At 75.6% G+C, this 22,882-nt stretch carries 25 protein-coding genes; 8 read left to right on the forward strand and 17 right to left on the reverse strand.

Annotated elements, in window-relative coordinates; all coding sequences use genetic code 11:
* Positions 1-8 precede the first annotated feature (8 nt).
* Both ACI79C_RS02420 and eat read right to left on the reverse strand, forming a co-directional pair.
* A complete protein-coding gene (locus ACI79C_RS02420; protein WP_456944011.1) occupies positions 9-1,424 on the reverse strand; it encodes an ethanolamine ammonia-lyase subunit EutB in 1,416 nt (471 codons plus the stop codon).
* Positions 1,421-2,896, reverse strand: a complete 1,476-nt coding sequence (gene eat / locus ACI79C_RS02425) for an ethanolamine permease (RefSeq protein WP_456944012.1) — start codon at positions 2,894-2,896, stop codon at positions 1,421-1,423. Before eat ends, ACI79C_RS02420 begins: the two co-directional genes overlap by 4 nt.
* A gap of 205 nt (positions 2,897-3,101) precedes the next feature.
* Between eat and ACI79C_RS02430 the strand changes: the two genes are divergently transcribed.
* Complete coding sequence (locus ACI79C_RS02430; protein ID WP_456944013.1) at positions 3,102-3,845, forward strand: GAF and ANTAR domain-containing protein; 744 nt, start codon at positions 3,102-3,104, stop codon at positions 3,843-3,845.
* Position 3,846: 1 nt separating this feature from the next.
* Here ACI79C_RS02430 and ACI79C_RS02435 read toward each other — a convergent pair whose 3' ends face one another.
* Together ACI79C_RS02435 and ACI79C_RS02440 are read right to left on the reverse strand one after the other, a co-directional pair.
* Positions 3,847-4,746: an SDR family NAD(P)-dependent oxidoreductase gene (locus tag ACI79C_RS02435; RefSeq protein WP_456944014.1), complete on the reverse strand. Its 900-nt coding sequence runs from the start codon at positions 4,744-4,746 to the stop codon at positions 3,847-3,849.
* An 87-nt stretch (positions 4,747-4,833) separates the two neighbouring features.
* Positions 4,834-5,235 carry a hypothetical protein gene (locus tag ACI79C_RS02440; protein ID WP_456944015.1) on the reverse strand — a complete coding sequence of 134 codons (402 nt, stop codon included), beginning with the start codon at positions 5,233-5,235 and terminating at the stop codon, positions 4,834-4,836.
* A 149-nt stretch (positions 5,236-5,384) separates the two neighbouring features.
* Between ACI79C_RS02440 and ACI79C_RS02445 the strand changes: the two genes are divergently transcribed.
* From ACI79C_RS02445 to ACI79C_RS02455, 3 genes are all read left to right on the forward strand, one after another.
* Positions 5,385-5,654 (forward strand): DUF2277 domain-containing protein, encoded by a 270-nt coding sequence (locus tag ACI79C_RS02445; RefSeq protein WP_456944016.1) that lies wholly within the window; start codon positions 5,385-5,387, stop codon positions 5,652-5,654.
* 86 nt (positions 5,655-5,740) lie between these two features.
* Positions 5,741-6,277 (forward strand): hypothetical protein, encoded by a 537-nt coding sequence (locus tag ACI79C_RS02450; protein WP_456944017.1) that lies wholly within the window; start codon positions 5,741-5,743, stop codon positions 6,275-6,277.
* Positions 6,278-6,469: 192 nt separating this feature from the next.
* Positions 6,470-6,838 (forward strand): PGPGW domain-containing protein, encoded by a 369-nt coding sequence (locus ACI79C_RS02455; protein WP_456944018.1) that lies wholly within the window; start codon positions 6,470-6,472, stop codon positions 6,836-6,838.
* A 95-nt stretch (positions 6,839-6,933) separates the two neighbouring features.
* On the opposite strand, the gene ACI79C_RS02460 is transcribed toward ACI79C_RS02455, so the two are convergent.
* Entirely contained in the window at positions 6,934-7,146 is a 213-nt protein-coding gene (locus ACI79C_RS02460; RefSeq protein ID WP_456944019.1) for a hypothetical protein, read from the reverse strand.
* Between the two features lie 132 nt (positions 7,147-7,278).
* On the opposite strand from ACI79C_RS02460, the gene ACI79C_RS02465 reads away from it, so the two are divergent.
* Positions 7,279-7,806, forward strand: a complete 528-nt coding sequence (locus ACI79C_RS02465) for a DUF6328 family protein (protein WP_456944020.1) — start codon at positions 7,279-7,281, stop codon at positions 7,804-7,806.
* 9 nt (positions 7,807-7,815) lie between these two features.
* On the opposite strand, the gene ACI79C_RS02470 is transcribed toward ACI79C_RS02465, so the two are convergent.
* Entirely contained in the window at positions 7,816-8,274 is a 459-nt protein-coding gene (locus ACI79C_RS02470) for a very short patch repair endonuclease (RefSeq protein WP_456944021.1), read from the reverse strand.
* 86 nt (positions 8,275-8,360) lie between these two features.
* On the opposite strand from ACI79C_RS02470, the gene ACI79C_RS02475 reads away from it, so the two are divergent.
* Positions 8,361-9,803, forward strand: coding sequence for a hypothetical protein (locus tag ACI79C_RS02475; RefSeq protein ID WP_456944022.1), 1,443 nt, complete (start codon positions 8,361-8,363; stop codon positions 9,801-9,803).
* Positions 9,804-10,026: 223 nt separating this feature from the next.
* On the opposite strand, the gene ACI79C_RS02480 is transcribed toward ACI79C_RS02475, so the two are convergent.
* The 6 genes from ACI79C_RS02480 to ACI79C_RS02505 form a co-directional block, all read right to left on the reverse strand.
* Positions 10,027-10,710, reverse strand: a complete 684-nt coding sequence (locus ACI79C_RS02480; RefSeq protein ID WP_456944023.1) for a glycosyltransferase — start codon at positions 10,708-10,710, stop codon at positions 10,027-10,029.
* Positions 10,707-11,561, reverse strand: coding sequence for an NAD-dependent epimerase/dehydratase family protein (locus ACI79C_RS02485; RefSeq protein ID WP_456944024.1), 855 nt, complete (start codon positions 11,559-11,561; stop codon positions 10,707-10,709). The genes ACI79C_RS02480 and ACI79C_RS02485 overlap by 4 nt, the downstream gene beginning before the upstream one ends.
* The gene (locus ACI79C_RS02490) at positions 11,558-12,442 is read right to left on the reverse strand and encodes an aldolase/citrate lyase family protein (RefSeq protein WP_456944025.1); all 885 of its coding nucleotides are present in this window, start codon (positions 12,440-12,442) and stop codon (positions 11,558-11,560) included. The genes ACI79C_RS02485 and ACI79C_RS02490 overlap by 4 nt, the downstream gene beginning before the upstream one ends.
* A gap of 118 nt (positions 12,443-12,560) precedes the next feature.
* Positions 12,561-13,607 (reverse strand): ABC transporter ATP-binding protein, encoded by a 1,047-nt coding sequence (locus tag ACI79C_RS02495; protein ID WP_456944026.1) that lies wholly within the window; start codon positions 13,605-13,607, stop codon positions 12,561-12,563.
* Between the two features lie 22 nt (positions 13,608-13,629).
* Positions 13,630-15,123: an ABC transporter permease gene (locus tag ACI79C_RS02500; RefSeq protein WP_456944027.1), complete on the reverse strand. Its 1,494-nt coding sequence runs from the start codon at positions 15,121-15,123 to the stop codon at positions 13,630-13,632.
* A gap of 95 nt (positions 15,124-15,218) precedes the next feature.
* Positions 15,219-16,241: an iron ABC transporter substrate-binding protein gene (locus ACI79C_RS02505; protein ID WP_456944028.1), complete on the reverse strand. Its 1,023-nt coding sequence runs from the start codon at positions 16,239-16,241 to the stop codon at positions 15,219-15,221.
* Between the two features lie 111 nt (positions 16,242-16,352).
* On the opposite strand from ACI79C_RS02505, the gene ACI79C_RS02510 reads away from it, so the two are divergent.
* Entirely contained in the window at positions 16,353-16,808 is a 456-nt protein-coding gene (locus ACI79C_RS02510; RefSeq protein WP_456944029.1) for a GNAT family N-acetyltransferase, read from the forward strand.
* Here the strand turns inward: ACI79C_RS02510 and ACI79C_RS02515 are convergent.
* The 3 genes from ACI79C_RS02515 to ACI79C_RS02525 form a co-directional block, all read right to left on the reverse strand.
* Positions 16,757-17,746 (reverse strand): beta-carotene 15,15'-dioxygenase, Brp/Blh family, encoded by a 990-nt coding sequence (locus tag ACI79C_RS02515; RefSeq protein ID WP_456944030.1) that lies wholly within the window; start codon positions 17,744-17,746, stop codon positions 16,757-16,759. The genes ACI79C_RS02510 and ACI79C_RS02515 overlap by 52 nt on opposite strands.
* Before the next feature lie 6 nt (positions 17,747-17,752).
* Entirely contained in the window at positions 17,753-18,715 is a 963-nt protein-coding gene (locus tag ACI79C_RS02520) for a bacteriorhodopsin (protein ID WP_456944031.1), read from the reverse strand.
* A gap of 123 nt (positions 18,716-18,838) precedes the next feature.
* The gene (locus tag ACI79C_RS02525) at positions 18,839-20,350 is read right to left on the reverse strand and encodes an alkaline phosphatase PhoX (RefSeq protein WP_456944032.1); all 1,512 of its coding nucleotides are present in this window, start codon (positions 20,348-20,350) and stop codon (positions 18,839-18,841) included.
* A gap of 189 nt (positions 20,351-20,539) precedes the next feature.
* Between ACI79C_RS02525 and ACI79C_RS02530 the strand changes: the two genes are divergently transcribed.
* A complete protein-coding gene (locus ACI79C_RS02530; protein WP_456944033.1) occupies positions 20,540-20,929 on the forward strand; it encodes a hypothetical protein in 390 nt (129 codons plus the stop codon).
* Between the two features lie 131 nt (positions 20,930-21,060).
* Here ACI79C_RS02530 and ACI79C_RS02535 read toward each other — a convergent pair whose 3' ends face one another.
* Both ACI79C_RS02535 and ACI79C_RS02540 read right to left on the reverse strand, forming a co-directional pair.
* Positions 21,061-22,323: an RNA polymerase sigma factor gene (locus ACI79C_RS02535; protein WP_456944034.1), complete on the reverse strand. Its 1,263-nt coding sequence runs from the start codon at positions 22,321-22,323 to the stop codon at positions 21,061-21,063.
* Positions 22,324-22,336: 13 nt separating this feature from the next.
* On the reverse strand, positions 22,337-22,762 hold the full coding sequence (locus ACI79C_RS02540) for a YciI family protein (RefSeq protein WP_456944035.1): 426 nt from the start codon (positions 22,760-22,762) through the stop codon (positions 22,337-22,339).
* Positions 22,763-22,882 lie beyond the last annotated feature (120 nt).

Genomic DNA, 22,882 nt, shown 5'->3' on the forward strand with positions numbered 1-22,882 from the left:
CGCCGTGCTCATGCCGACGCCGCCGCGAGCAGGGCCCGGGCAGCGGGCGCGTCCGGGGTCGGTTCCCGGACCCGCCCGGCGTCGTCGAGCAGGTCCATCCGCGCGAGCCACGCCTCGAACTCCGGTGCCGGCCGCAGCCCCAGCACCGAGCGGGTGGTGAGCACGTCGGAGAAGGCCAGCGACTGGTAGTGCAGCATCACGTCGTCCGCCCCCGGGACGGCGATGAGGAACGTGCAGCCGGCCGCGCCCAGCAGCAGCATCAGTGCGTCCATGTCGTCGCCGTCGACCTCGGCGTGGTTGGTGTAGCAGACGTCCACGCCCATCGGCAGGCCGAGCAGCTTGCCGCAGAAGTGGTCCTCCAGCCCGGCGCGCAGCACCTGTTTGCCGTCGTAGAGGTACTCCGGACCGATGAACCCGACGACGGTGTTGACCAGCAGCGGGGAGAAGTGCCGGGCGACGCCGTAGGCCCGGGTCTCCAGCGTCTGCTGGTCCACCGGCCGCCCGCCGATGCCGCGGTGGGCGTCGGCCGACAGCGCCGATCCCTGGCCGGTCTCGAAGTAGGTCACATTCTCCCCCACCGTGCCCCGGCCCAGCGCCAGCGCCCCGGCCTGCGCCTCGGCCAGCAGGTCGAGGGTGACCCCGAACCCGCGGTTGGCCGCCTGCGTGCCGGCGACCGACTGGAACACCAGGTCCACCGGCGCCCCGGCCTCCAGCGCCCGCAGCGTCGTCGTCACGTGCGCCAGCACGCAGGACTGGGTCGGGATCTCGTACCGGCTGATCACCGTGTCGACCAGTTCCAGCAGGGCGACGGTGCGCGCCGGGGAGTCGGTGGCCGGGTTGATCCCGATGACGGCGTCCCCGCAGCCCTGCAGCAGGCCGTCGACGATCGACGCGGTCACCCCCAGCGGGTCGTCGGTGGGGTGGTTGGGCTGCAGCCGGGAGGCCAGCCGCCCGGGCAGGCCCAGCGTGCTGCGCAGCCCGGTCACCACCCGGGTCCGGCGGCCGACGGCGACCAGGTCGGCGTTGCGCATGAGCTTCGACGTGGCCGCCACCATCTCCGGGGTCAGGCCCGGTGCCAGCGCGGAGATCGCCGCCTCGTCCCCGGTGGCGGCCCAGGCAAGCAACCGGTCCCGGAACTCCCCCACCGTCAGCGACGCCACGGGTGCGAACGCGGCCCGGTCGTGGGTGTCGAGGACCAGCCGGGTGACGTCGTCCTCCTCGTACCCGACCACCTGCTCGTCGAGGAAGGTCGCCAGCGGCAGGTCGGCGAGCACGCTCTGCGCGGCCACCCGCTCGGCGGCCGACTCCGCGGCGCACCCGGCCAGGACGTCGCCGGAGCGGGCCGGGGTCGCCTTGGCCAGCAGCTCCACCAGCGTGGGGAACTCGTGCGTGTGACCGCCCAGCGTCGCGCGGCGCACGGTCATTCCATCTCCTCCTCCGCCCGGGCCAGCAACTCGAACTCCTCCTCCGGTGCGGAGGCCACCAGGTGGTGGCGGCTGTAGACCGCGAAGTAACCGAGGAAGGCCGCGTAGGCGCCCAGCGTCCAGAACGCGGCGGTGACGTCCACGAGGAACGTCGCGACCACCGCCGCGGCGGCCAGCACCAGCGCGACGCCGGTGGTGACCACGCCGCCCGGCGTCCGGTAGGGCCGGTCGAGGTCGGGCTCGCGGCGGCGCAGCACGATGTGGCTGACCATCATCAGCACGTAGGAGACCGTCGCGCCGAAGACGGCCATGTTCAGCAGCATGGCGCCCTGGCCGGTCAGCGAGAGCAGGAACCCGATCGCGCCCGGCACGAGGAGGGCGAGCATCGGCGCCTTGCGCGCGTTGGTCACCGACAGCGTCCGCGGCAGGTAACCGGCGCGGGAGAGCGCGAAGGTCTGCCGCGAGTACGCGTAGATGATCGAGAAGAAGCTGGCCACCAGGCCGAACAGGCCGGCGTAGTTGACCACCGTCGTGAGCGCGTCGGGCGCCGCCGAGGCCGCCAGCGCGTCGACCGGTGGGTTGCCCGAGGCGGCGATCGTCGACGACCCGCCGGCGCCGGGGGTGAACACCAGCATGAGGACGGCGAGCAGGACGAGCACGCCCATCGCCGCGACGATCCCCCGCGGCATGGAGCGGGCCGGGTCGCGGGCCTCCTCGGCCGCCAGCGGCACGCTCTCCACGGCGAGGAAGAACCAGATCGCGAACGGGAACGCCGCCCAGATGCCGATCAACCCGTACGGCAGGAACGACGAGGCGCCCGCCGCGTCGGTGGGCGCGATGTCGAGCAGGTTGCCCGCGTCGAACTGCGGGACCGCCCCGACGAGGAACACCACCAGGCCGAGCAGGGCCACGACGGTGACGGCGAACATCGCCTTGAGCGCCTCACCGACCCCCATCAGGTGGATGCCGATGAACAGCGCGTACACCACCAGGTAGACCCACCACCCGTCGGTGATCCCGAACAGCCCCAGCGACTCCACGTAGGCGCCGATGAACGTGGCGATCGCGGCGGGGGCGATCGCGTACTCGATGAGCACCGCGACCCCGGTCGCATACCCGCCCCACGGGCCCAGCGCGCGCCGGGCGAAGGTGTACCCGCCGCCGGCGGTCGGCAGCGCCGAGCCGAGCTCGGCCAGGCCGAACACCATCGCGGTGTACATGACCGCCATGAGGACGGTCGCGATCAGCAGGCCCCCGAAGCCGCCCTCGGCCAGGCCGAAGTTCCAGCCGGCGTAGTCGCCGGAGATGACCGCCGACACCCCCAGCCCGGCCAGGAGCAGCCAGCCCGCGGTCCCGGTGCGCAGTTGGCGCCTGTGCAGGTAGCCCTCGTCGACGCGTTCGGCCTCCACCCCGGCGTGCTGGCCCGGGCGGTGCGCGGGGGGAACGGGTCGGGCGTTCGGTTCCGCGGTCATGCCGTGCCTTCCGGTCGGCCCCCGGCGGACGGGTGGGGTCAGCGTTCTCCCCTCCGCGGGACCGGGTCAACAGCGCCCGAGGAACGGAACGTGCTGTTCACCGCGGCGACCCGGGGACGGTCCACGGTCTCCATCGGAGGACCCGGATACTCTTGTGTCGCACACGGCCGGGTGGCGCAGAGCCGGGATGAGAGGCGCAGGACCGGTGGACACCCTCGACCTGGATCCGACCGACGACGGCCACGGCGTCCGGGACGGCGACCTGCTCGCCCTGCTGGCCTCCGGCGGCGACCTGCACGGGTTCCTCGGTGACCTCGTGCACCTCGCGGTGCAGCACACCCCGCACGCGGAGTCGTGCGGGCTGACCCTCGCCCGCGCGTCCGGCGCGGTCACCGTCACCTGCACCGACCCCCTGGCTGAGCAGGCCGACGAGCGGCAGTACCAGGTGGACGAGGGCCCGTGCCTCCAGGCGATGCGAGACGAGGCCGTCGTGCTGGTCCAGGACATGGCCGCGGAGCGCCGCTGGGGCCCCTACCCCGGGCTGGCCGCTCAGGTCGGGGTCCGCTCCTCGCTGTCCCTGCCACTGGTCGTGGAGGACCGCAGCCGCGGCGCCCTGAACCTCTACTCGACGCGACCGGGTGCCTTCGACGCCGCGGACGAGGCCGTCGCCGCCCGCTGGGCGGGTCAGGCCGCCGGCGCCCTGTCGGTGGCGCTGCGCATCGCGGAGGGCGCCGAGCGAGCCGAGCAGCTGCGCGGCGGCCTGGACACCCGCACGGTCATCGGTCAGGCCATCGGACTGCTGATGGCCCAGGAGCGCTGCACCGCCGACCAGGCCTTCACGCTGCTCAAGCACTCCTCGCAGCGGCGCAACGTCAAGCTCCGGGACGTCGCCACCGCGCTGGTGGCCTCCTTCGAGGCCGAACTCCCGGAGCGGCCCGCCCGCTGGTGAGTCAGATCCCCCGCCAGCGGCCGTCCTTCGCGTTGCCCTGCGGCCGGGACGCGAAGACGTTGCCCTCCGACGGCCCGGCGCCGTCCCCGGCGAGGGCGAACACCCGGAGCAGGGGGCCGACCAGCGTGTCGTAGAGGGCCGGGAGCAGCCGGAACCCGGCGATGACCACCGGGTTGGCGACGCCGGACTGCACCAGCCGCCGCGGCCGGTCCAGCCGGGCCACCACGGCCCGGGCGACGCGCTCGGCCGAGTAGACCGGCGGAGGCGGCCGGCCCGTGCTGCCCGCCCACGTCGCGCCCTGGGAGTAGATCGGCGTGCTGACCCCGCCTGGGGCGACCGCGGACACGTGCACCCCCGGCGCGTCCCGGAGCTCCTGCTGCAGCGTTCGGACCAGACCCAGCTGGCCCCACTTCGCCGCCGCGTAGGACCCCATGAGCGGCGCGGTGACCGACGCGAGCAGCGAGCTGACGACGATCAGGTGGCCGCTGCCCTGGCGCCGGAACACCGGCAGCACCGCCCGGGCGATGTTCGCGGTGCCGTGCACACCGGTGTCGACGACCGCCTCGAACACCGCGCGCGGCACGTCCTCGATGCGGCCGTAGGCCATGGTCTGCGCCGCGTGGACGACGACGTCCAGCCGGCCGAACCGCGCGACCGTGCTGTCGACGACCTGCCCGAGGGCGTCGGCGTCGGTCACGTCGGCCGGGCAGACCAGCACCTCCCCGGCGCCCCGGTCCCGGGCCTCGGCCGCGGTCTCCTCCAGCGGCTCGCGGCCCCGCGCGACCAGCACGAGGGTGGCTCCCCGACCGGCCATCGCATGGACGGTGGCCCGGCCGATCCCGCTGGAGGCACCGGTGACCAGCACGGTCGGCGGACGGGACGGCACAGCGGACGGCGGCATGCGGCTCCTCGCGGGTGGGGGGAGGGCACGCACAGCGCTGCACGCCCCGGCTCGACGTGCGCCGTCCCTACCCGTGCCGACGGACGGTCATGCGGGCCGGTCCTCCAGCGCCGACCACAGCCAGCCGGGGCCGGTGGCCGGCACGCCGGCGGGCAGCCGGTCCCGCAGCCCGCGGTCGGCGGTCACCACCAGGACGTCCCGCCCTTCCCGGACGAGCCGGGCGACGCAGGCGACCAGCGCGTCGTCGCCGCTGCCCGGCGCGCGCAGCAGGCTGACGCCGTCCGGCGCGCGGGCGTGCTGGGCGGCGCCCTCGACGACCGCGACGAGCTCGGTGGCCACCAGCCGGCCACCGCCGGGGCCGGGCAGCAGGCGCCCGGTCAGCGGGGCGAGGCGCTGGAGCAGCCGCGACGTCGCGCCCGCCCGGTCGCGCCACCAGCCGTCGGGCCGGGACCCGAGCACGTTCGCCGTGTCCACCACCAGCACCGTCACGAGCGCACCCTCCCCTTCCGTCGTCCGTCGCCGTGAGGATCGTCCCGCGGGATCCCCGTCGGCACTGCGGGATCGACCGGGCCGGTCTCCCCGGCCGGACCCGGTCCGCGGGGCTCCCGGCTGTCGTGGGCCGCTCCTACGCTGCGCTCATGTGCCGGAACATCCGACCCCTGGCCAACTTCGAGCCGGCGGTGACCGATGAGGAAGTCCACGCGGCCGCGCTGCAGTACGTGCGGAAGATCAGCGGCACGGCCCGGCCGTCGCGGGCCAACGCCGAGGTCTTCGACCGCGCGGTCGCCGAGGTGGCCGAGGCATCCGCGCGGCTGCTCGCGGCGCTGGTGACGACGGCGCCGCCGAAGGACCGTGAGGTGGAGGCGGCCAAGGCGCGGCAGCGGGCTGCACTGCGGTACGGGAACTGATCTCGGCTCGATTGCGCACAACCGGTGTGGGGACCGCCCGCCGGGGTATCCCCGGTGCATCCCGTCCCCTTCCCCGGAGCGCAGCCATGGCTCGTAACACCCTCTCCCGCGCCCTGCACGACGTCGGCCTGGCGGCCTGGTTCGGCGGCACCCTCGCCAACGCGGTCGCCCTGAACCCCGCCGCCGGTGAGGCGGGCGGCCGCGACACCGGCCGCGTGGCCAACGCCGGCTGGGACCGCTGGACGCCGGTCAACGGCGCCGCGATCGGTGCCCACCTGGTCGGGAGCGTCGGGCAGCTGATCGGCAACCGCGGCCGCGTCGCCCGCCAGCAGGGGGTCGCCGGCATGAGCCTGCTCAAGACCGCACTCACCGCGGCGGCCCTCGGGGTGACGGCGTACAGCCGGTCCCTCGGCATGGTGGTGTCCGGAGCCGGCGCCGTCCCGGCGCGGTCGGGCACGAAGCCGACCAAGCGCACCAAGGCCGAGGTCGCCGCTGCCCAGGAGCAGCTCGACCGGCTGCAGTGGGTCATCCCGGCCCTGACCGGCGCGCTCGTCGCGGTCAGCTCCTACGCCGGCGAGCAGCAGCGGCCCAGCGAGGTCGTCCGGGGCCTCGCCCAGAGCTGACCGCTCCCCGACCTGCCGCTGGAGAACCGTTGTCCTCTCCCATCGCCGTCCGGGGGGGGGCCGCCGGGCCCCCCCCGGGGGGCCCCCCGGGGGCCCCCCCCCCCCCCCCGCGCCGCCCCCCCCCCCCCCCCCCCCCCCCCCCCCCCCACCCGGTGCCCCGACTGCACCGACGGGCTCGGCACGCCACGGCCGGTGCGGCCTGGGTCGTGGCGGGACCGCATCCGCCGCAAGCCCGGCCTGGCGCCCGTCTACCGGGTCGCGGTGTTCGTCGCCGGGCTGCTGTTCGTCCTGCTCGGCCTGGCGTTGACCGTGCTGCCCGGGCCGCTGACCATCCCCCCGGTCCTGGCGGGCCTGTGGGTGTGGTCGACCGAGTTCGACTGGGCGCGGCGGATCTTCGCGACGTTCCGCCGCAAGGCGCGTGACGCGTGGCGGCACGCCCGGCAGCACCCGGTCAGCTCCGCGGCGGTGACGCTGGGCGGCCTGGCCGTGGCCGGCGCCGTCTTCTGGGCCGTGAACCGCTACGACCTGGTCGACCAGGCCACCACCGCGCTGGGTCGGTGACCGCCGCACCCTGCTGACCCACCAGGGGCTGGCCGGCCGGAGGTGACCCGCGTTGCCGACACTGCCCGACCCGGCCGCCGGGGTGACCGGCGAGGTCAGCCCCGCCGGGAGACGTCGTCGGGGTCGGGGGTCCGGAACGGCGGATCGGCGTGCTGCCCGCCGTCGTCCGCCGACGGTCGCCCCTCCTCCGGCCGGTCGGGCTCCTCCCCGCCGATCCCGAAGCCCTCGGCCGGCGCGGGCGCGCCCGCACCCGGGTCGGCAGCGGGGATCCCGCCGCCGTCCTCGCCGCTGCCGCTTCCTGCCTCCATCGGCGCCCACATCGACATGCCCGTCACCTCTCGTCGCTCCGTCGCGGACGTCATCCGCATACCCGGGCCGCGTTGGTGGAAGTACCCCACCCCAGGTGAACGGCGGGTGAACGGCGGAGAGCGGTGAGCGGCATGGTGGACACGGAGCGGGGCCCGGCACGCCGTCCCGGGCGAGAGAGCGACGGTGAGCCGAACGAGACCCGCAAGGAGCGGATCGACCGCGAGCTGATCGAACTGCTCAACGAGTTGCGGGTGGCGCTCCCCGGTGTGCAGTTCCTGTTCGCCTTCCTGCTGGTCGTGCCCTTCCAGCCCGGAGGCGGCGAGCTCACCGACTTCCAGCGGGACGTCTACTTCGTGACCCTGCTGGCCGCCGCGGTGGCCACCGGGTTGCTCATCGCCCCGGCCGCACAGCACCGGGTGCTGTTCCGCCAGCACGACAAGGAGAACCTGCTGCGGCGCAGCCACCGGTCGGCGTTCGCCGGGCTGATCGTGCTGGCGCTGGCCATCTCCTCGGCGGTGCTGCTGGTGACCGACGTGGTCTTCGACCTGACCCAGGCGTGGGTCACCGCCGGCGTGGTCGCCCTCCTCCTGGTGTGGTGGTGGATCGCCGTCCCGTTCTGGCAGCGGGCGCACAAGCGGCAGGACGACCTGCAGGCCTGAGGGCCCCGCTCATCGACCGGAGTCCAGGGCGCGGCAGATCTGCGCCACGACCGCGTCCGGCTCCTCGTGCTCCCAGAAGCGCAGGACCCGCCACCCGGCCGCGCGCAGGACCGCGTCCGCGCGGCGGTCCCGGGCCACGTTGCCGGCCAGTTTGCGGGCCCACCAGTCGCGGTTGGCCCGGGGCGTGTGGCCACAGGTCGGGCAGGCATGCCAGAAGCAGCCGTCGAGGAAGACGACCAGGCGCCGTCCCTTCCACACCAGGTCGCCGCGGGTACGGGTCTGCGGGCAGGGCCGGACATCGACCCGGTAGCGGACGCCGCGCGCGTGCAGCCGTCGGCGGACCGCCATCTCGTGCGCGGTGTCGCGACGCGGTTGTCGTCGGAAGCGCCGGGCGACGACCTCGTCCGACGCCGGCGGCGGGGGACCTGGGCTCCGGACGGGCCGCTCCGTCGCGTCGTCCTCCGGCATGTCACCTCCTCGGCCGCACGGTAGGGGTGGGGTCTGACGGGAGCGGGATGGGCCGGCGGCCGGCAAGGCTCGCCTAACCTGCCGGTGTGAGCGCGACGGCGGCCCGGGAGCAGGCGCCCCTGTCGCCGTCGGCGGTGCCCGACCGGGTGCGGTGGTCGCCGGTCGAGCTGCTCCCGCCACTGCTCCTCGTGCTCCTCGGCACGGTGCTCCTGGCCGCTGGACACGGGCTGTGGTTCGACGAGCTGTTCACCGCGGAGGTCGGCCGGTTGCCGTTCCGGGAGATCCTCGCGGCGGTCGTCGAGGGCAGGGGGACGACGAGCTACCTGGTCGACGTCCCGCCCTCCTACAACGCGCCCTACTACCTCGTCGTGCACGCCTGGGTGTCGCTCCCCGGTCTCGGCGGGGACCCGTCGCTGCGGGTGCTGTCGCTGCTCGCGACCGCCGTCGGGATCGCGCTGGTCACCCGAGCGGTGAGCCGGCTGACCGGGCGGGCGACCGGCGTCCTGGCGGGCACGGTGCTGGCCGCCGGTCCCCTGCTGCTCGAGCAGGCCGTCGAGGCGCGCAGCTACGGGCTCGCGGTGCTGGCGACCGGTGCAGCCGCCCTGGGGCTGGTCCGGTGGCTGCAGGAGGCGCCGCGCGGGCGACTGCTGCTCGGCCTGGCCGGCACCGCCATGGGGTTGATGCACTGGTACGCGGTCACCGTGCTGGCCGCCTTCGTCGTGGCCGCACTGCTGCTGCGCGGGCGGCGGGCCCTGCCGGTCCTGCTCATCGGGGCGGCCGCCGTCCTGCCGACCGTCGGGCTGGTGCTGGTCAACCTGCTCAACGGCACCGGAGCCCGCAACGCCGAGCACCTGCGCGACACCGGCGGCACGCTCGCCAACCAGGCCGTCGAGGCCTGGGCCGGCGGGCGGGGGCCACTGCTGTACCTGACGGTCGGCCTCGCCGTGCTCGGCGCCGTGCGGGCCGTCGGGGTGCGCGTCGTCGGGGTCTGCTGGGTGCTCGTGCCACTCCTGCTCCTGCTGGTCGCGGAGCTGGTGCGGCCCGTGTACCTCCCCCGGTACCTGCTCGCCGGCCTGCTGGGCCTCGGCGTCCTGGCGGCGGCGGGAGCGCTGACCGTGCCACGGACCGCGCGGGCACCGGTGGCCGGGCTGCTCGTGGCCTGCTCGTTGCTGGCCAGTGCGTCGCTGGCCGACCGCGAGCCGCGGGAGCGCGCGGACGAGGTGGTGGCCCTGATCGCCGAGCGGCACCGCGCCGGAGAGCCGGTCGTGGCCGCGGACCAGCGGTCGGCCACCGGTCTGGACCACTACGTCCGGACGGCGGCGCCGCAGTTGCGCCCCGACGTCGTCCTCCCGCCGGACGACGCCCCCGCCGATGCGGCCCGTGTCTGGCTGGTGCGCCGGATCATCGACGGGGAGCCGGTCCCCACGGACGACGACGGGATCCTCGAGTCCGCGGGGATGCGGGTCACCGCCGAGTACGACTTCCCGGCGACCAAGACCGACCTCGTCCTCCAGGTCTGGGAACGCTAGGTCGCCGCTCATCCGCTCCTTCCCTCACGCGGCGGCGGGCAGGGGGAGGCCGATCTCGATCCGGGTGCCGACGGGCCGCCGGGTGCGCCAGCGGCCGTCGGGTCGTCGCTCGACCCCGGACCCGGCGTGGACACGAGGTGCGAGTGCCGCTCGCACAGCAGCGCGGAGTTCTCCAGCGACGTCTCGCCGCCGCGGTGGCGGGCACCCCTGGACAGCGACCGGGTCAGCGGCGGCGCTGGCGGACCGCCCAGAGCAGCGACCGGACCGACTGGCGCAGCCGGGCGCGGGCGGTCCACGCCGACCGTCCGTCCGGGCGGCGCTCGCGGGGCACCGGCACGCTGGTCACCGGTCGCCGCGCCAGCCCGACGGCCAGCACGACGCTCGGCGCCTCGGCCGTGAGGACGGCGTCCCGCACGCGGGGCCCCATGGCGAGGAAGGCACCGGCGTCCGGGGGCAGACCGGTGAGCCGGGCGGCCAGCCGGCGGTGCGCCGTCCCGGTCAGCCGGCGCAGCCGCGACTCGTACTCGCCGCGGCGTCCGGCGAAGACGGCCTCGACGTCACCGACGGCCAGGCGGTCCAGCAGCCGGGGCACCGCCTCGGGCGGGTCCTGCAGGTCGGCGTCCATGCACACCCAGACGTCGGCGGCGGGCTCGGCGGCCAGCCCGCGGGTCAGCGCCGCGTGCTGCCCGCCGTTGACCGTCAGACCGGTGACGGCGATCCGCGGATCGGCGGCGCTGAGCGCGAACGCCACCCGCGCGCTGTCGTCGGGCGAGGCGTCGATGACCAGCCGCAGGCGCCAGTCGCGTCCGGCGAGCACGGCGGCGAGCCGCTCGGCCAGCGGCTCCAGCGTCGCCTCGTTCCGGTACACGGGGACGACGACGGCGACGCGCGGTCCGGCCGGATTCATGCGCCCGCGACCCAGGTGCGGGCCAGGCCCTCGGCGAGGTCGACCGTCGGCCGCCAGCCGAGCAGTGTCGCGGCCAGGGACGGGTCGCTGACCCAGCAGTCGCTGTCCCACTCCCGCCCCGGGTGGGCGCCGGGTGCCGTGGCGATCGGCCGCCCGGTGACCCGCGCAGCCACCTCCACGAGCTCCTCGGTGGAGGTCTGGCGGCCGGTGCCGAGGTTGAGCACCTGCCCCGGCGGCAGGTCGTCGGCGAGTGCGGCCCGGACGCAGGCGTCGACGACGTCCCCGACCCACACCCAGTCCCGGCGGCTGACGCGAGCCGGCAGCGGGACCACGGCGCCGGTCCGGGCGGCGTCGAGCACGACCGGGACCAGCCGGGTGGGGTGGTCACCGGGGCCGTAGACCTGGAACGCGCGCAGCACGACCGCCCGGGCGCCGCGCTCGGCCGCCGCGGCCTGCAGCAGCAGGGACCCGGCCGCCTTGGTGGCCCCGAAGAAGCCGCGCGGGTGCAGCGGGGCCTCCTCGGTCAGGGGCGCCGGGCCGGCCGCGTACTCCGTCGACGACCCGAGCCGGACCACGGCCCGGCAGCGGTCGGGCAGCGCGTCGACCAGCCAGGGGCTGGTGTTGACCGCGACCGTGGCGGCCCGCTCCGCGCGTGTCGCCCTGCCCCGGGCCGCGGCCAGCGAGAAGACGACGTCGGGGGCGGCCGCGCGCACGGCGGCCGCCGCGGCGTCCGGGTCGGTCAGGTCGACGTCGGCCCGGGTGAGCCCGACGACCGACCACCCGTCGGAACGCAGCCGGGTCACCAGGTGTCGCCCGACGAAGCCGCCGGCCCCGGTCACCACGGCTCTCATGCCGGCTGGGTCACCGGCACGCCGCCCTGCACCGGCCCGGCAGCCGCCTGCAGCCGCACAGCCGCGGCCGGCGGCACGGGAGCGGCCTGCGCCGGGACGGCCGCCCGCGCCTCCGGCACGCCGGTCACCGCCGCGACGAAGGCCGCCCGCCACTCGTCGGCCTCTGCCGGCGTGGCCCGGCCCAGCTCGTCGAGGACGGCGAGCAACCGGGGCACCTCCACCGAGGGGTCCCGGCCGGCCATGTCGGCGGTGAAGGACCGGCGGAGGAAGGTGAAGTCGGTGCCCAGCCGGACCAGCTCGGCGGCCAGCAGCCGGCCCGGGACCGGGAAGCCGCCCCCGGGGAGGGTCAGCCCGCCCACGCCGAAGGGCTGGGGTACCGCGGCGCGGACGGTGTCGACGGTCCCGTCGGTCAGCGGCGCGAACAGCGAGTCCGAGCGGCGGTCGATGCGCAGGTCGTTGAGGCCGACGTAGACCCGTGACAGCGGCCGGTTCGCCAGCTCCACGGTGCGCGCCACGGCGTCCTGCGTCTCGACCAGGATGCCCAGGCCGCAGCGGCCGGCGACCAGGTCGAGGGTGCGGTCGACCTCCTCGGGCGTGCGGACCATCGGCAGCAGCAGCTCGTCGGCGCCGCGGTCGACGGCGTCGTCCACCTCAGCCGCCGTCCACGGGCCGAAGCCGTTGAGTCGGCACAGCAGCCGGCCGGACGTCGCCGCCCGCACGCGGCTGAGGTCCGCAGGTGTGTCGGCGTTGATCTGGGTGCCCTCCCCCAGCTGCCGGCGGTGCTTCCCGCGGCGCTCCCAGTCGACGACGATCCCGGCTGCGCCGGCGGCCACGACGTCGGCTCCCCAGTCGGCGTCGACCGTGAAGAGGAAGAGGTCCACGGGGTGAGCTTAGGCATGCCTAACGCATCCTGGCGCCTCGGAGGACGCCTCGTGGGGGCAGGTCAGACGACGATCCTGACGGGCCGCCCGGCCCGCTCGCCGCGACCAGCCATCGGTGTCAGACGACGGCGGCGGGGCCGGCCGGGAACGGCAGCGCGGCGCCCACCACACGGACCGACACCTCGTCCTCCGCCGAGGGGAGGTCCCAGCCCTCCAGCCGGGCGCTGAGGGTCAGCCCCGAGGCGAGCTCCAGCCGGACCCGCGCGTCGTGGCCGAAGAAGTCGACGCTGCGGACGCGGGCGCGCGGTCCCTCCCCCGCAGGGCCGAGGCGGAGCTGGTCCGGCCGGAGCAGCACCCGCGCCGGCCCGTCGGGGCAGTCGTCCCCGAGCACGAGGTCGCCGAGCGCCGAACGCGCCCGGCCGGCGCGGACCTCGGCATCGAGGACCACCGACTCCCCCACGAACGTGGCGACGTCCAGGTCGCGCGGGCTGCGGTAGAGCGTCCGCGGATCGGCCAGCTGCACCAGCCGGCCCCCGCGCAGCACGGCCACCTCGTCGGCCATCGACAGCGCCTCGGCCTGGTCGTGGGTCACCAGCACCGCGGTCGCGCCGGCGGCGGCGAGCGCGTCGGCCACCGCCTGCCGCGTCTCCTCGCGCAGCGACGCGTCCAGGGAGGAGAACGGCTCGTCGAGCAGCACGAGGCTGGGCTCGGGGGCCAGCGCGCGGGCGAGCGCCACCCGCTGCTGCTGTCCGCCGGAGAGCTGGTGCGGAGAGCGCTCGGCGAGGCCGCCGTCCAGCCCGACCAGCCGCAGCAGCCCGCGCACCCGCCCCGCGTCGCGGCGCTGCCGGCGGGGCAGGCCGAAGGCGACGTTGCCGGCGACGGTCAGGTGCGGGAACAGCCCGCCCTCCTGCGGCACGAACCCGATGCGCCGGCGGCGGGCGGCCACGCTGCGACCCGGACCGGCCACCTGCCGGCCCCCGACCTCGATCGTCCCGGCGTCGGGGTCGTCGAACCCGGCGACCAGCCGCAGCAGCGTCGTCTTCCCGCAGCCCGAGGGCCCGAGCAGCGCGGTGAACCCGCCCTCCGGCACGTGCAGGTCCACCCCGGTCAGCACGGAGGTGGTGCCGTAGGACTTCGTCACGCCGGTGACGGTGAGAGAGCTCATGCGGGAGGGTCCTCGGTCGGTGTCAGGTCGTCAGGCCGCGTCGGGCGTCGCGGGAGAGCAGCACCGTCGCCGGTGCCGAGAGCAGCACCATGACGACGGCGTAGGGCGCCGCGGCCCCGTACTCCAGGGCACTGCTCGCCGACCAGAACGCCGTGGCCAGCGTGGTCGTCCCGGTCGGCGCGAGCAGCAGCGTCGCGGTCAGCTCGGTGACGACGGCCAGGAAGACCAGCGCGGCACCGGCGCCGATGCCCGGCGCGAGCAATGGCAGGGTGACCCGCCGCAGCCGGTCGGTCGCCGAGGACCCCAGCGAGGCGGCCACGTCGTCGTAGATCCGCGGCGACTGCTCCACCGCGGCCCGCACGGTCACGATCGCCCGTGGCAGGAAGAGGATCGCGTAGGCAGCCAGGAGCACCGGGACGGTCTGGTAGATCCACGGCGTGACACGGATGGCGAGGGTGACCAGCGCGAGCGCGATGACGATCGCCGGCACCGAGCTGCCCAGGTAGGTGCTGCGCTCCAACAGCGTGGCGACCCGGGCCCGCGCCCGGACTGCGAGCCAACCTGTGGGCAGCGCCATCGCCGTGGTGACGACGGCGGCCGCGGCGGCCAGCGCGAGCGTCGTCCCGGTGGTGGTGGCCAGGGCGGCCGGGTCCAGCCCGGTGGACGAGCCGCGGACCAGCCAGGTGGCCAGGCTGCCCAGCGGCACCACGAGCGAGAGCCCGACCAGGGCGGCCAGGCCCAGCAGCGACGGGACGCCCAGCGCCCCCAGCCGCACCGGCCGGCCGGCCCGGGCCACCCCGGCCCCGGTCCGCGCGTAGCCGCGCCGCCCGCGCAGCCGCAGCTCGGCGAGGAGCAGGAGCAGGCACAGCAGCACCAGGACGCCGGCGAGCATCGTGGCGCCCGGCCCGTTGAAGGTGGCCCGGTACTGGTCGTAGATCGCTGTGGTGAAGGTCGGGTACCGCAGCATCTGCAGCGCACCGAACTCGGCGAGGACGTGCAGGGCGACGAGCAGGCTGCCGCCGAGCAGCGCGACCCGCAGCTGGGGCAGCTGCACCCGCCGGAACACCGCCCAGCCCGACAGCCCCAGCCCCCGGGCGGTGTCCTCCAGCGCCGGGTCCAGGCCGCGGAAGGCGGCCACCACCGGGAGGTAGACGAAGGGGAAGTAGGACAGGGTCACGACCAGCAGCGCGCCGCCGTAGGTGTCCAGCCCGGGCAGCAGCGAGATCCAGGCGTAGCTGGTGACGAACGCCGGCACGGCCAGCGGCGCGACCAGCAGCACGTGCCAGACCCGCCGCCCGGGCAGCGCCGCGCGCTCCACGAGCCACGCGGCGCCGACGCCGAGGACGGCGCACAGCAGCACCGTGCCGCCGACGAGGCGCGCGGTGTTCCACAGCAGCTCCCCCACCCGCGGCCGGAACACCAGCTCGCGGATGCCGCTCCACCCGACGTCGACGGTGGAGGCGGCGATGTAGCCCAGGGGCAGCAGCGCCAGGGCCGCGACGGCCGTGGCCAGCAACAGCAGGACCGGGGTGCGGCGCAGGCGCGGGCGCGCGCGGGCGGGCTCCGGGACCGGCCGGGTCCCGGAGCCGTCGACCGGTGTTGCGGGGGCGCTCAGAGCAGCCCCACCTCCTGCATGAGCTCGGTGACCCGCTGCTGGTCCAGGGAGCCGGGGTCGACGTCGGGCGCCTGCAGGTCGGCCAGTGGCGGCAGCGCCTCGGCGGAGGCGACGCCGTTGCCGACGGCGTACTCCAGCGCCGAGCTCTGGGCCAGCCGCTCCTGGGCCGCGGGGCTGGTCAGGTAGGCGACCAGCTGCTGGGCCTCCTCCGGCTGGTCGGTGGAGGCCAGCACGCCCGCGCCGGAGACGCTCACGAAGGCGCCGGGGTCGGAGTTGCGGAAGTAGTGCAGGGCGGCGTCGTCACCCTTGAGCGCGTTCTCGGCCTGGTCGCGGTACCAGTAGTAGTGGTACATCACGCCGGCGTCGATCTCGCCCTCGTCGGCGGCGACCATGACCGCGGTGTTGCTCTGGTAGACGGAGGCGTTGCGCTCGAGGCCCGCCAGCCAGGCGCGGGTGGCGTCCTCCCCGCGCAGGGCGAGGACGGCGCTGACGATCGCCTGGAAGTCCGGGCCGCCGGCGGCGATGCCGATCCGCCCCGCCCACTCGGGGTTGGCCAGGTCGAGGATCGACGCCGGCAGCTCGGCCTCGGGCAGCTGCGCTGGGTTGTAGACCAGCACGGTCGACCGGGCGGCGAAGCCGGTCCAGTTGCCCGACTCCGGCCGGTACTGCTCGCCCACCTGCTCGAGGGTCGAGGCGTCGAGGGGCGCCAGGAGCCCTTCACGGTCGAGGATGTCGATCGACGGGCTGTTCTCGGTCAGGAAGACGTCGGCCGGCGAGGCCTCGCCCTCCTGCACGATCTGGTTGGCCAGCTCGGCGTCGTTCGCGTCGCGGAACTCCAGCTCGATGCCGGTCTCCGCGGTGAAGTCCTCGAGCATGGTGCGGACCAGGCTCTCGTGCTGGGCGCTGTAGACGGTCAGCGCGTCTCCCCCGGATCCCCCGTCGGAGCCGCAGCCGGCGAGCACACCCGCGGCGGTCAGGGCGGAGACGAGGGTGGCGGTCGCCCGCCCGGGCCTGGTCACGTGCGGTCCTCCGGCAGATAGGCAAGGCAAGCAAGGCAAGGCAAACCTGACCGATAGGTGTACCACGGGGAGCCCCGGGGTGGGCCGGGTCGCGTGGGCTACAACTGGGCCATGCCCGAGCCCTCCGCCGTCCGACCGCGCCCGCGCACCGCCCGGTTCGCCGAGCTCACCCCGTTCGAGGTCTACGCACTGTGCCGGCTGCGGGTCGACGTCTTCGTCGTCGAGCAGCAGTGCCCGTACCCCGAACTGGACGGCCGCGACGTCGAGCCGGGCACCGTCCACCTGTGGCACGAGGTGGACGGCGAGGTCGCGGCGACCGTCCGGGTGCTCGACGACGGCGCCACCCGGGCGATCGGCCGGGTGGCGACCGCGGCGGCCCACCGGGGTCAGGGGCTGGCCGCCGAGCTGATCGAGGCCGGGATCGCGCTGTGCCAGGGCTCTGCGATCACCCTCGGCGCGCAGGCCCACCTGGAGGGCTGGTACGAGCGGTTCGGCTTCCGGAGGAGCGGTCCCGGCTACGTCGAGGACGGCATCCCGCACGTGCCGATGCGCCGGGAGGCCTCCTGAGCACCGGCCGCGCGCTCGGTGCGGTCGAGCCACGCGACGACCAGGGCGTGCGGCAGGGTGAGGGCGGCGAGCAGGGGCAGCAGCGGAACCGCCAGTCCCCGGGCGCCGTCCGCGGTGGCCCAGAGCGCGAGCAGCGCCCCGAGCGCGGTGGCCGTCGGCAGGGCTGCCGACCGGGCCAGGCGGAACAGCGCGCCGGCCGGGTCCCCGGCGGGGTCGCCTGCCACGAGCCGGGCGACGTGCCGGGGAGCGTGCCAGACGCCGGAGTACACGCCGAGCGCGGCAGCGGGTGGGAGGACGAGCGCCACCGCCAGCAGGACCGCCACCTCCAGCGCCTCCAGCCGGCGCCGCCGGAGCAGCAGCAGCGCGACCACCAGCACAGCAGCACCGGTCACCACGGGGACGACGGCCGGGGGCAGCAGTGGACGGCCCTCCGGGTGCCCGGGGACCACGGCGGCGACCAGTGCGGCCGCCTCCGGCGACGGCCGTGCCAGCGGGACGAGGACCACCACCGAGCCGAGGACCAGTGCGGCGGTCACCCGCCGCGGCACCCCCCTGCCGGCTCGGAGGTCGGCGACCGCGGTCTCCCCGCTGCCGAAGTGCCACACGGAGACGGCGACGAAGGCGGCGAGGCCCGGCCCCGGCGCCGCCTGGAACAGCTGGTGGGTCAGGACGGCGAGCACCGTGTACCCGGCGAGGGGCCCGACGCGGCGCCGTCCCGTGCGACCCCGCGCGCGGCCGAGCAGCAGGGCGTCGACCGCGCCGTGCGGCAGCGCCAGGAGCAGGCCGGCGACCAGCACCGCCTCCGCGTGCGACTCCACCGCGCCGGGCGCGACGATCCCGAGGGCGAGCGCCACCACGGCGGCGGTCAGGGACCCGACCGTCCCGACCTCCAGCGGCGTGCGACGCCGGGGCCGCGAGGGCGCCGTCCGGGTGGCCACGACCGGTCAGGGGTCCCGCGTACGGGGCGCGCCCACCTCTCCCGGCCGGACCTCCCGCTCCCCGTTGCGGCGCAGCCGGTCGAGCACCTCCGGGGACACCCGCCCGAGCTCCGGGAGGACGCCGTCGCTCTTGTGCACGTGGCTGGACCACACCGGCTCCGGGTGGGTGTCCGCGCCGGCGGCGACGTCCTCGGCGGTGCGCAGCTTGGCGACCTTGTGGACGAGGACGCCGAAGCCGATCTTGGCGATGACGTCGGCGACCGAGTAGGCGACCTGCATGGCCGTGAACCAGGCGGGGGTCACGTCGGCGAAGACCGGCACCGCGTACACCAGCGGGTAGACCCCGAAGCTGCCCAGCAGGACGATCGTGGCGTTGCGGAGGCTGGCCGCGGCCTCGGGCCCCATCGTCGGCAGGGACCGGCGGACCGCCCCGATGAGCGCCACGTACAGGTAGGCGAAGAAGGCCGTGCTGACCAGTCCCCACACGACGAGGGAGAGTCGATCGCGGCCCTGGTCGACGACCTGGGCGCCGACGTACCCGGTCACGATCATCAGGAAGGCCGCGGCCATCGTGCTGAACCGCAGGCGCCGGGCGGCCGCACCGGCCACCGAGCACACGGCGAGCAGCTCGACCGTCAGCAGGGGCACGGTGACCGACCAGTCGATGTAGCGGGTGCCCTCGGTCGTCCGCGCCTCCTCGGTCGGCACGTAGACGCCGCCCTCCAGCCGGAAGCCGCCGTCCCAGTCGAGGTAGAGGACGAGGTAGGCCACCGTTGCCACCGCGGCCAGGCACAGCGCCGCGTACGACGAGGGGCGGTAGCGCGCGGAGACCTCGTCCTTGCTGGCCCAGGAGTAGAGGAAGTAGGCGAACAGGGCGAAGCCGGCGCCGAGGATGGCCAGCTGCACCACGTCGTAGAGGCCCAGTGGCATGGTCTGCAACTCGGGCACGGGCGGGTGCGAGGGATCCACGGGCGACTCCGGGCGAGGTGGTTTCCCCCGGGCTACCCCCGGCAGCGGCCGCCCCAACCCTCGGCGCGGGAGGGACCGGGCACGGGTGGGCGCCGGTGCCGCCGGCACCCACCCGTGCCGTCATCAGCGCAGGTGCCGGAACGGCCCGGTGATGGCGAAGACGTAGCCCGGGTTGGCCGGGTCCGCCCCCTCGTCGGGCCCCTCCTCCCCCTCCGCGCGGCCCCTGCCGTCGCCCTGGATGTTGGCGAAGAGGATCCGCTGGTCCGGGGAGAAGTTCGGCCCGGTGAACTCCGACTGGGCCGCGGTCTCGTTGCGCGCGAAGAAGAACGCCTCGCCGTCGTCGGTCGCGCCGACCAGGTGCTGCACGCCCTCGCCGTCCTCGGCGATGATCACGCCACCGAACGGCGAGACGGTGATGTTGTCCGGACCGTCGGGGTCGCCGTCCTGGTCCCCGGGCGTGTAGGCGAAGCGCAGGGTCAGCTCGATCGTCCCCGCCTTCGGGTCGAGGAACCACACCTGCCCGTCGTGCGACACGGCGCTGGCCTCCTCCGCGTCGTCCTCGGCGGTCCGGGCGAAGGAGGCGGTGAAGTACGCGCCCCCGTCGCCCCACCACATGCCCTCGAGCTTCTGGCTGCGGGTGATGTCGTCGTCGCCGAACTGCTTGCGGGTGGACGTCGTCGCGGCGTCCCGGTCGGGCACCTCCACCCACTCCACGGAGTAGGTGGTGCCGATCTCCTCGGCGACGGACAGGTCGGGGACGTGCCGGCCGCGGTCGAGCGCGCGCATCGCCTCGAGCGTGCCGGCGTCGTCGGCGAGGTCCCGCAGCCGGTCCTTGCCGTGGCGGAAGTCCTCCGGCGGCGTCCAGCGGTAGAACAACCCGTAGGGCTCGCTGGCGTCCTCGGTCAGGTAGAAGTGGCCGCGCCGCGGGTCGACGACGACCGCCTCGTGCGGGTAGCGGCCCAGTGCCTTGATCGGCCGGGGGTCCCGGTTGGCGTCCCGGTCGTGGGGGTCGACCTCGAAGACGTAGCCGTGCCGCTTCGTCAGCGCCCCGTAGGAGCCCTGCTCACCCTCGACCACCTCGGTCTCCTCGCAGGTGAGCCAGGTGTCCCAGGGCGTCTTGCCGCCGGCGCAGTTGTTGACGGTCCCGGCCAGGCTGACGTACTCGCGCACCCGGTTCCCGTCGCGGTCGACCTCGATGTTCGTCGTCCCGCCGCCGCCGGCCGGGTCGTAGACGAGGCCCTCGACGAGCGGTACCGGGTTCTCCTCGTCGCCGCCGACCTCGTGGTTGTAGACCAGGACCGCGCCGCCGCGGCGGCCCGGGAAGCTCGCGGCACCGTCGGGGTCGGCGGGGGTCTTGCCGCCCTCCTCCAGGTCGGTGACGCCGGTCTCGGCGATGATCCGGTACGAGAACCCGGCCGGGAGCGCCAGGATGCCCGCGGGGTCCGGGACGAGCGGGCCGTACCCGGTCCCCCCGTCGCTGCTCGGGTCCCCGTCGTGCGCGGCGGCGGTCCCGGCGCCGAAGATCGTGTCGACGCTGCCGACGAGGACGATGCCCAGCCCCGTCGCCGCACCGCGGCCGAGGAAGGAGCGGCGGGAGAAGCCGGCGGTCTCGGGGAGTCGTTCGGATGTCGTCACGGAGGTTCTCTCTCTGTCGCCGGGTACGCGGTCGGGCACACGCTGGACAGGAGAGGTGGCGCGTCCCCCAACGAGGGGCGAACGTCCCGGATCCCCCGGCCGGACGGCGGGGGACGACGACGGCGCGTCGGGGGACACGCCGGGAAGGTCACGGTGCGGACACTCTCCGCAGTCGAGCAGGATGCCGTCGTGGACGCGGCCGAACTCCTGCGGACGGCGGCCGACCGGCTCGAGGCGCTGGCCGCGCGGACGACCCCGGGCGACTGGCGTACCGCGGGCCTGCTGGCCTCGCGGCCCGAGGTGGTCGCGCACCTGCCCGACGGCGGGACCGAGCACGTGGCCGAGGCGCGGGCGTGCACCGGCGCCTGGATCGCCGCGCTGTCGCCCGCGCTCGCCGCACCGCTGGCCGCGTGGCTGCGTGCCGCGACCCCCGGCGACCCGGCGGCGACGGCCGTCGCGCGGGCGCTGCTGGCCCGGCTCGACGCCTCCGTCGACCGGGGCCGGGCGGAGGCCCGGGCCCCCCGAGACACCGGGTCCCCGCCCGGGCCCGAGTCTACGAGACGACCCCGTTCAGGATGACCCGCGATCGCCGGCGGACACCACGACGCCGTCCTCGACCTGCCGGCCGGCGGCTGGTCGCGGCGTCGGTCTCTCCGCTGCGCCCGGAGGAGGGGGAGCTCGCCGGGCGGCTGCCGCGCAGCTGAGCGCGCTCAGCCCGGCAGGCCGCAGGCGGCGGCCCGGCCCATCAGGACCGTGCGCTCCTGCTCGTTGCGGGTGAGCGACGCCGCCCGCTCGAACTCGGCCCGCGCTTCGGCCGCGCGGCCCAGCTGCAGCAGCAGGTCCCCGCGGGCCGCGGGCAGCAGGTGGTAACCGCGCAGCGCGGCCACACCGGTCAGCGCGTCCACCAGCTCCAGGCCGGCCGCCGGCCCGTAGGCGCGGGAGACGGCGACGGCACGGTTGAGCTCGACGACCGGGGAGGGCGCCACCTCGGCGAGCGCCTCGTACAGGGCGGCGATGCGCACCCAGTCGGTCTCCTCCGCCGTCCGCGCGCGGGCGTGGCAGGCGGCGATGGCGGCCTGCAACCCGTAGGGCCCCAGCCCCGTGCCGAGTTCCTCGGCCCGGCGCAGTGCGGCCAGGCCCCGGCCGATGAGCACGTGGTCCCAGCGGGCGCGGTCCTGGTCCAGGAGGAGCACCGGCTGACCGCCGGGACCGACCCGGGCCCGCATGCGCGAGGCCTGGATCTCCATGAGCGCGACCAGCCCGTGCACCTCGGCCTCGCCCGGTGCCAGGCCGGCGAGGACGCGGCCCAGCCGCAGCGCCTCGTCGCACAGCTCCGGGCGGGTCCAGGACTCCCCCGCCGTCGCCGCGTAGCCCTCGTTGAACACCAGGTAGACGACCTCGAGCACCGAGGACAGGCGGGCGGTGAAGTCCGCGCCGGCCGGCACCTCGAAGGGCACCCGGGCGGCCGCGAGGGTGCGCTTGGCGCGCACGATCCGCTGGGCCACCGTCGACTCGGGGACGAGGAACGCGCGGGCGATCTCGTCGGTGGTCAGGCCGCCGAGCAGGCGCAGGGTGAGCGCGACCCGCGCCTCGCGGGAGAGCACCGGGTGGCAGGCGATGAAGACCAGCCGGAGCAGGTCGTCCTCGACCACCTCGTCCAGCGCGGCCGCCCAGTCCGGCTCCTCGGCGTCGGTCAGCTCGCGGCCGAGCAGGGCGGTCTTGGCCTCCAGTCGCTGCGCCCGGCGGAAGACGTCGATCGCCCGGTGCTTGGCCGTGGCCATGAGCCAGGCGGCGGGCTTGTCGGGCACCCCCGTCTCGGGCCAGCGCTCGAGCGCCGCGACGAGGGCGTCCTGGGCCAGCTCCTCGGCCAGTCCGACGTCCCCCGTGACGCGGGTGAGGGCGGCGACGAGCTTGGCCGACTCGATCCGCCAGACCGCCTCGACGACCCGGTGCGTCGTCGTCGGACCGCTCATCGCCGCCCTCCGGTCACGCCTGCTGCTGCGCCTCCACCGTCGCCCGCAGCCGATCCTCCTGCTCGCGCAGCTCGGGGGTGAACGCCTCGCCGAAGTCCTCGGCCTCGGCCACCTGCCGGATCTCCACCTCGCCGTCGCGGAAGGGCGCCCGCTTCATCCACTCGACGACCTCCTCCCGCGAGCTGACCTGCAGGATCCAGAAGCCGGCGATGAGCTCCTTGGTCTCGGCGAACGGGCCGTCGACCACGGTGCTCTTCCCGTCCTTGCCGTAGCGGAGCCGGACGCCCGTCGAGCTCGGCCGCAGGCCCTCGCCGGCGAGCATCACGCCGGCCTTGACCAGTTGCTCGTTGAAGGCGCCCATCTCGGCCAGTTCCTGCTCGGTGGGCAGCACGCCGCTCTCGCTGGCCTCGGACGCCTTGACGATCACCATGAAGCGCATCGGGGTCTCCTCCTCGTCGGCGGGGCGCCGGCCTGGGCTGACCGGCGTGCACCCCACCCTCACCGACACGTCGAACAGCCGGCGCGCCGATCGACACGACGCACCGACTCTCCTCGCAGG

This window comes from Geodermatophilus sp. SYSU D00697 (assembly GCF_054050175.1).

Excerpts from the sequence above, each read along its gene's own strand:
- ACI79C_RS02420 (WP_456944011.1), bottom strand. The coding sequence starts at position 1,424 with ATGACCGTGCGCCGCGCGACGCTGGGCGGTCACACGCACGAGTTCCCC.
- eat (WP_456944012.1), bottom strand. The coding sequence starts at position 2,896 with ATGACCGCGGAACCGAACGCCCGACCCGTTCCCCCCGCGCACCGCCCG.
- ACI79C_RS02435 (WP_456944014.1), bottom strand. The coding sequence starts at position 4,746 with ATGCCGCCGTCCGCTGTGCCGTCCCGTCCGCCGACCGTGCTGGTCACC.
- ACI79C_RS02445 (WP_456944016.1), top strand. The coding sequence starts at position 5,385 with ATGTGCCGGAACATCCGACCCCTGGCCAACTTCGAGCCGGCGGTGACC.
- ACI79C_RS02450 (WP_456944017.1), top strand. The coding sequence starts at position 5,741 with ATGGCTCGTAACACCCTCTCCCGCGCCCTGCACGACGTCGGCCTGGCG.
- ACI79C_RS02460 (WP_456944019.1), bottom strand. The coding sequence starts at position 7,146 with ATGGAGGCAGGAAGCGGCAGCGGCGAGGACGGCGGCGGGATCCCCGCT.
- ACI79C_RS02465 (WP_456944020.1), top strand. The coding sequence starts at position 7,279 with ATGGTGGACACGGAGCGGGGCCCGGCACGCCGTCCCGGGCGAGAGAGC.
- ACI79C_RS02470 (WP_456944021.1), bottom strand. The coding sequence starts at position 8,274 with ATGCCGGAGGACGACGCGACGGAGCGGCCCGTCCGGAGCCCAGGTCCC.
- ACI79C_RS02480 (WP_456944023.1), bottom strand. The coding sequence starts at position 10,710 with ATGAATCCGGCCGGACCGCGCGTCGCCGTCGTCGTCCCCGTGTACCGG.
- ACI79C_RS02485 (WP_456944024.1), bottom strand. The coding sequence starts at position 11,561 with ATGAGAGCCGTGGTGACCGGGGCCGGCGGCTTCGTCGGGCGACACCTG.
- ACI79C_RS02495 (WP_456944026.1), bottom strand. The coding sequence starts at position 13,607 with ATGAGCTCTCTCACCGTCACCGGCGTGACGAAGTCCTACGGCACCACC.
- ACI79C_RS02510 (WP_456944029.1), top strand. The coding sequence starts at position 16,353 with ATGCCCGAGCCCTCCGCCGTCCGACCGCGCCCGCGCACCGCCCGGTTC.
- ACI79C_RS02535 (WP_456944034.1), bottom strand. The coding sequence starts at position 22,323 with ATGAGCGGTCCGACGACGACGCACCGGGTCGTCGAGGCGGTCTGGCGG.
- ACI79C_RS02540 (WP_456944035.1), bottom strand. The coding sequence starts at position 22,762 with ATGCGCTTCATGGTGATCGTCAAGGCGTCCGAGGCCAGCGAGAGCGGC.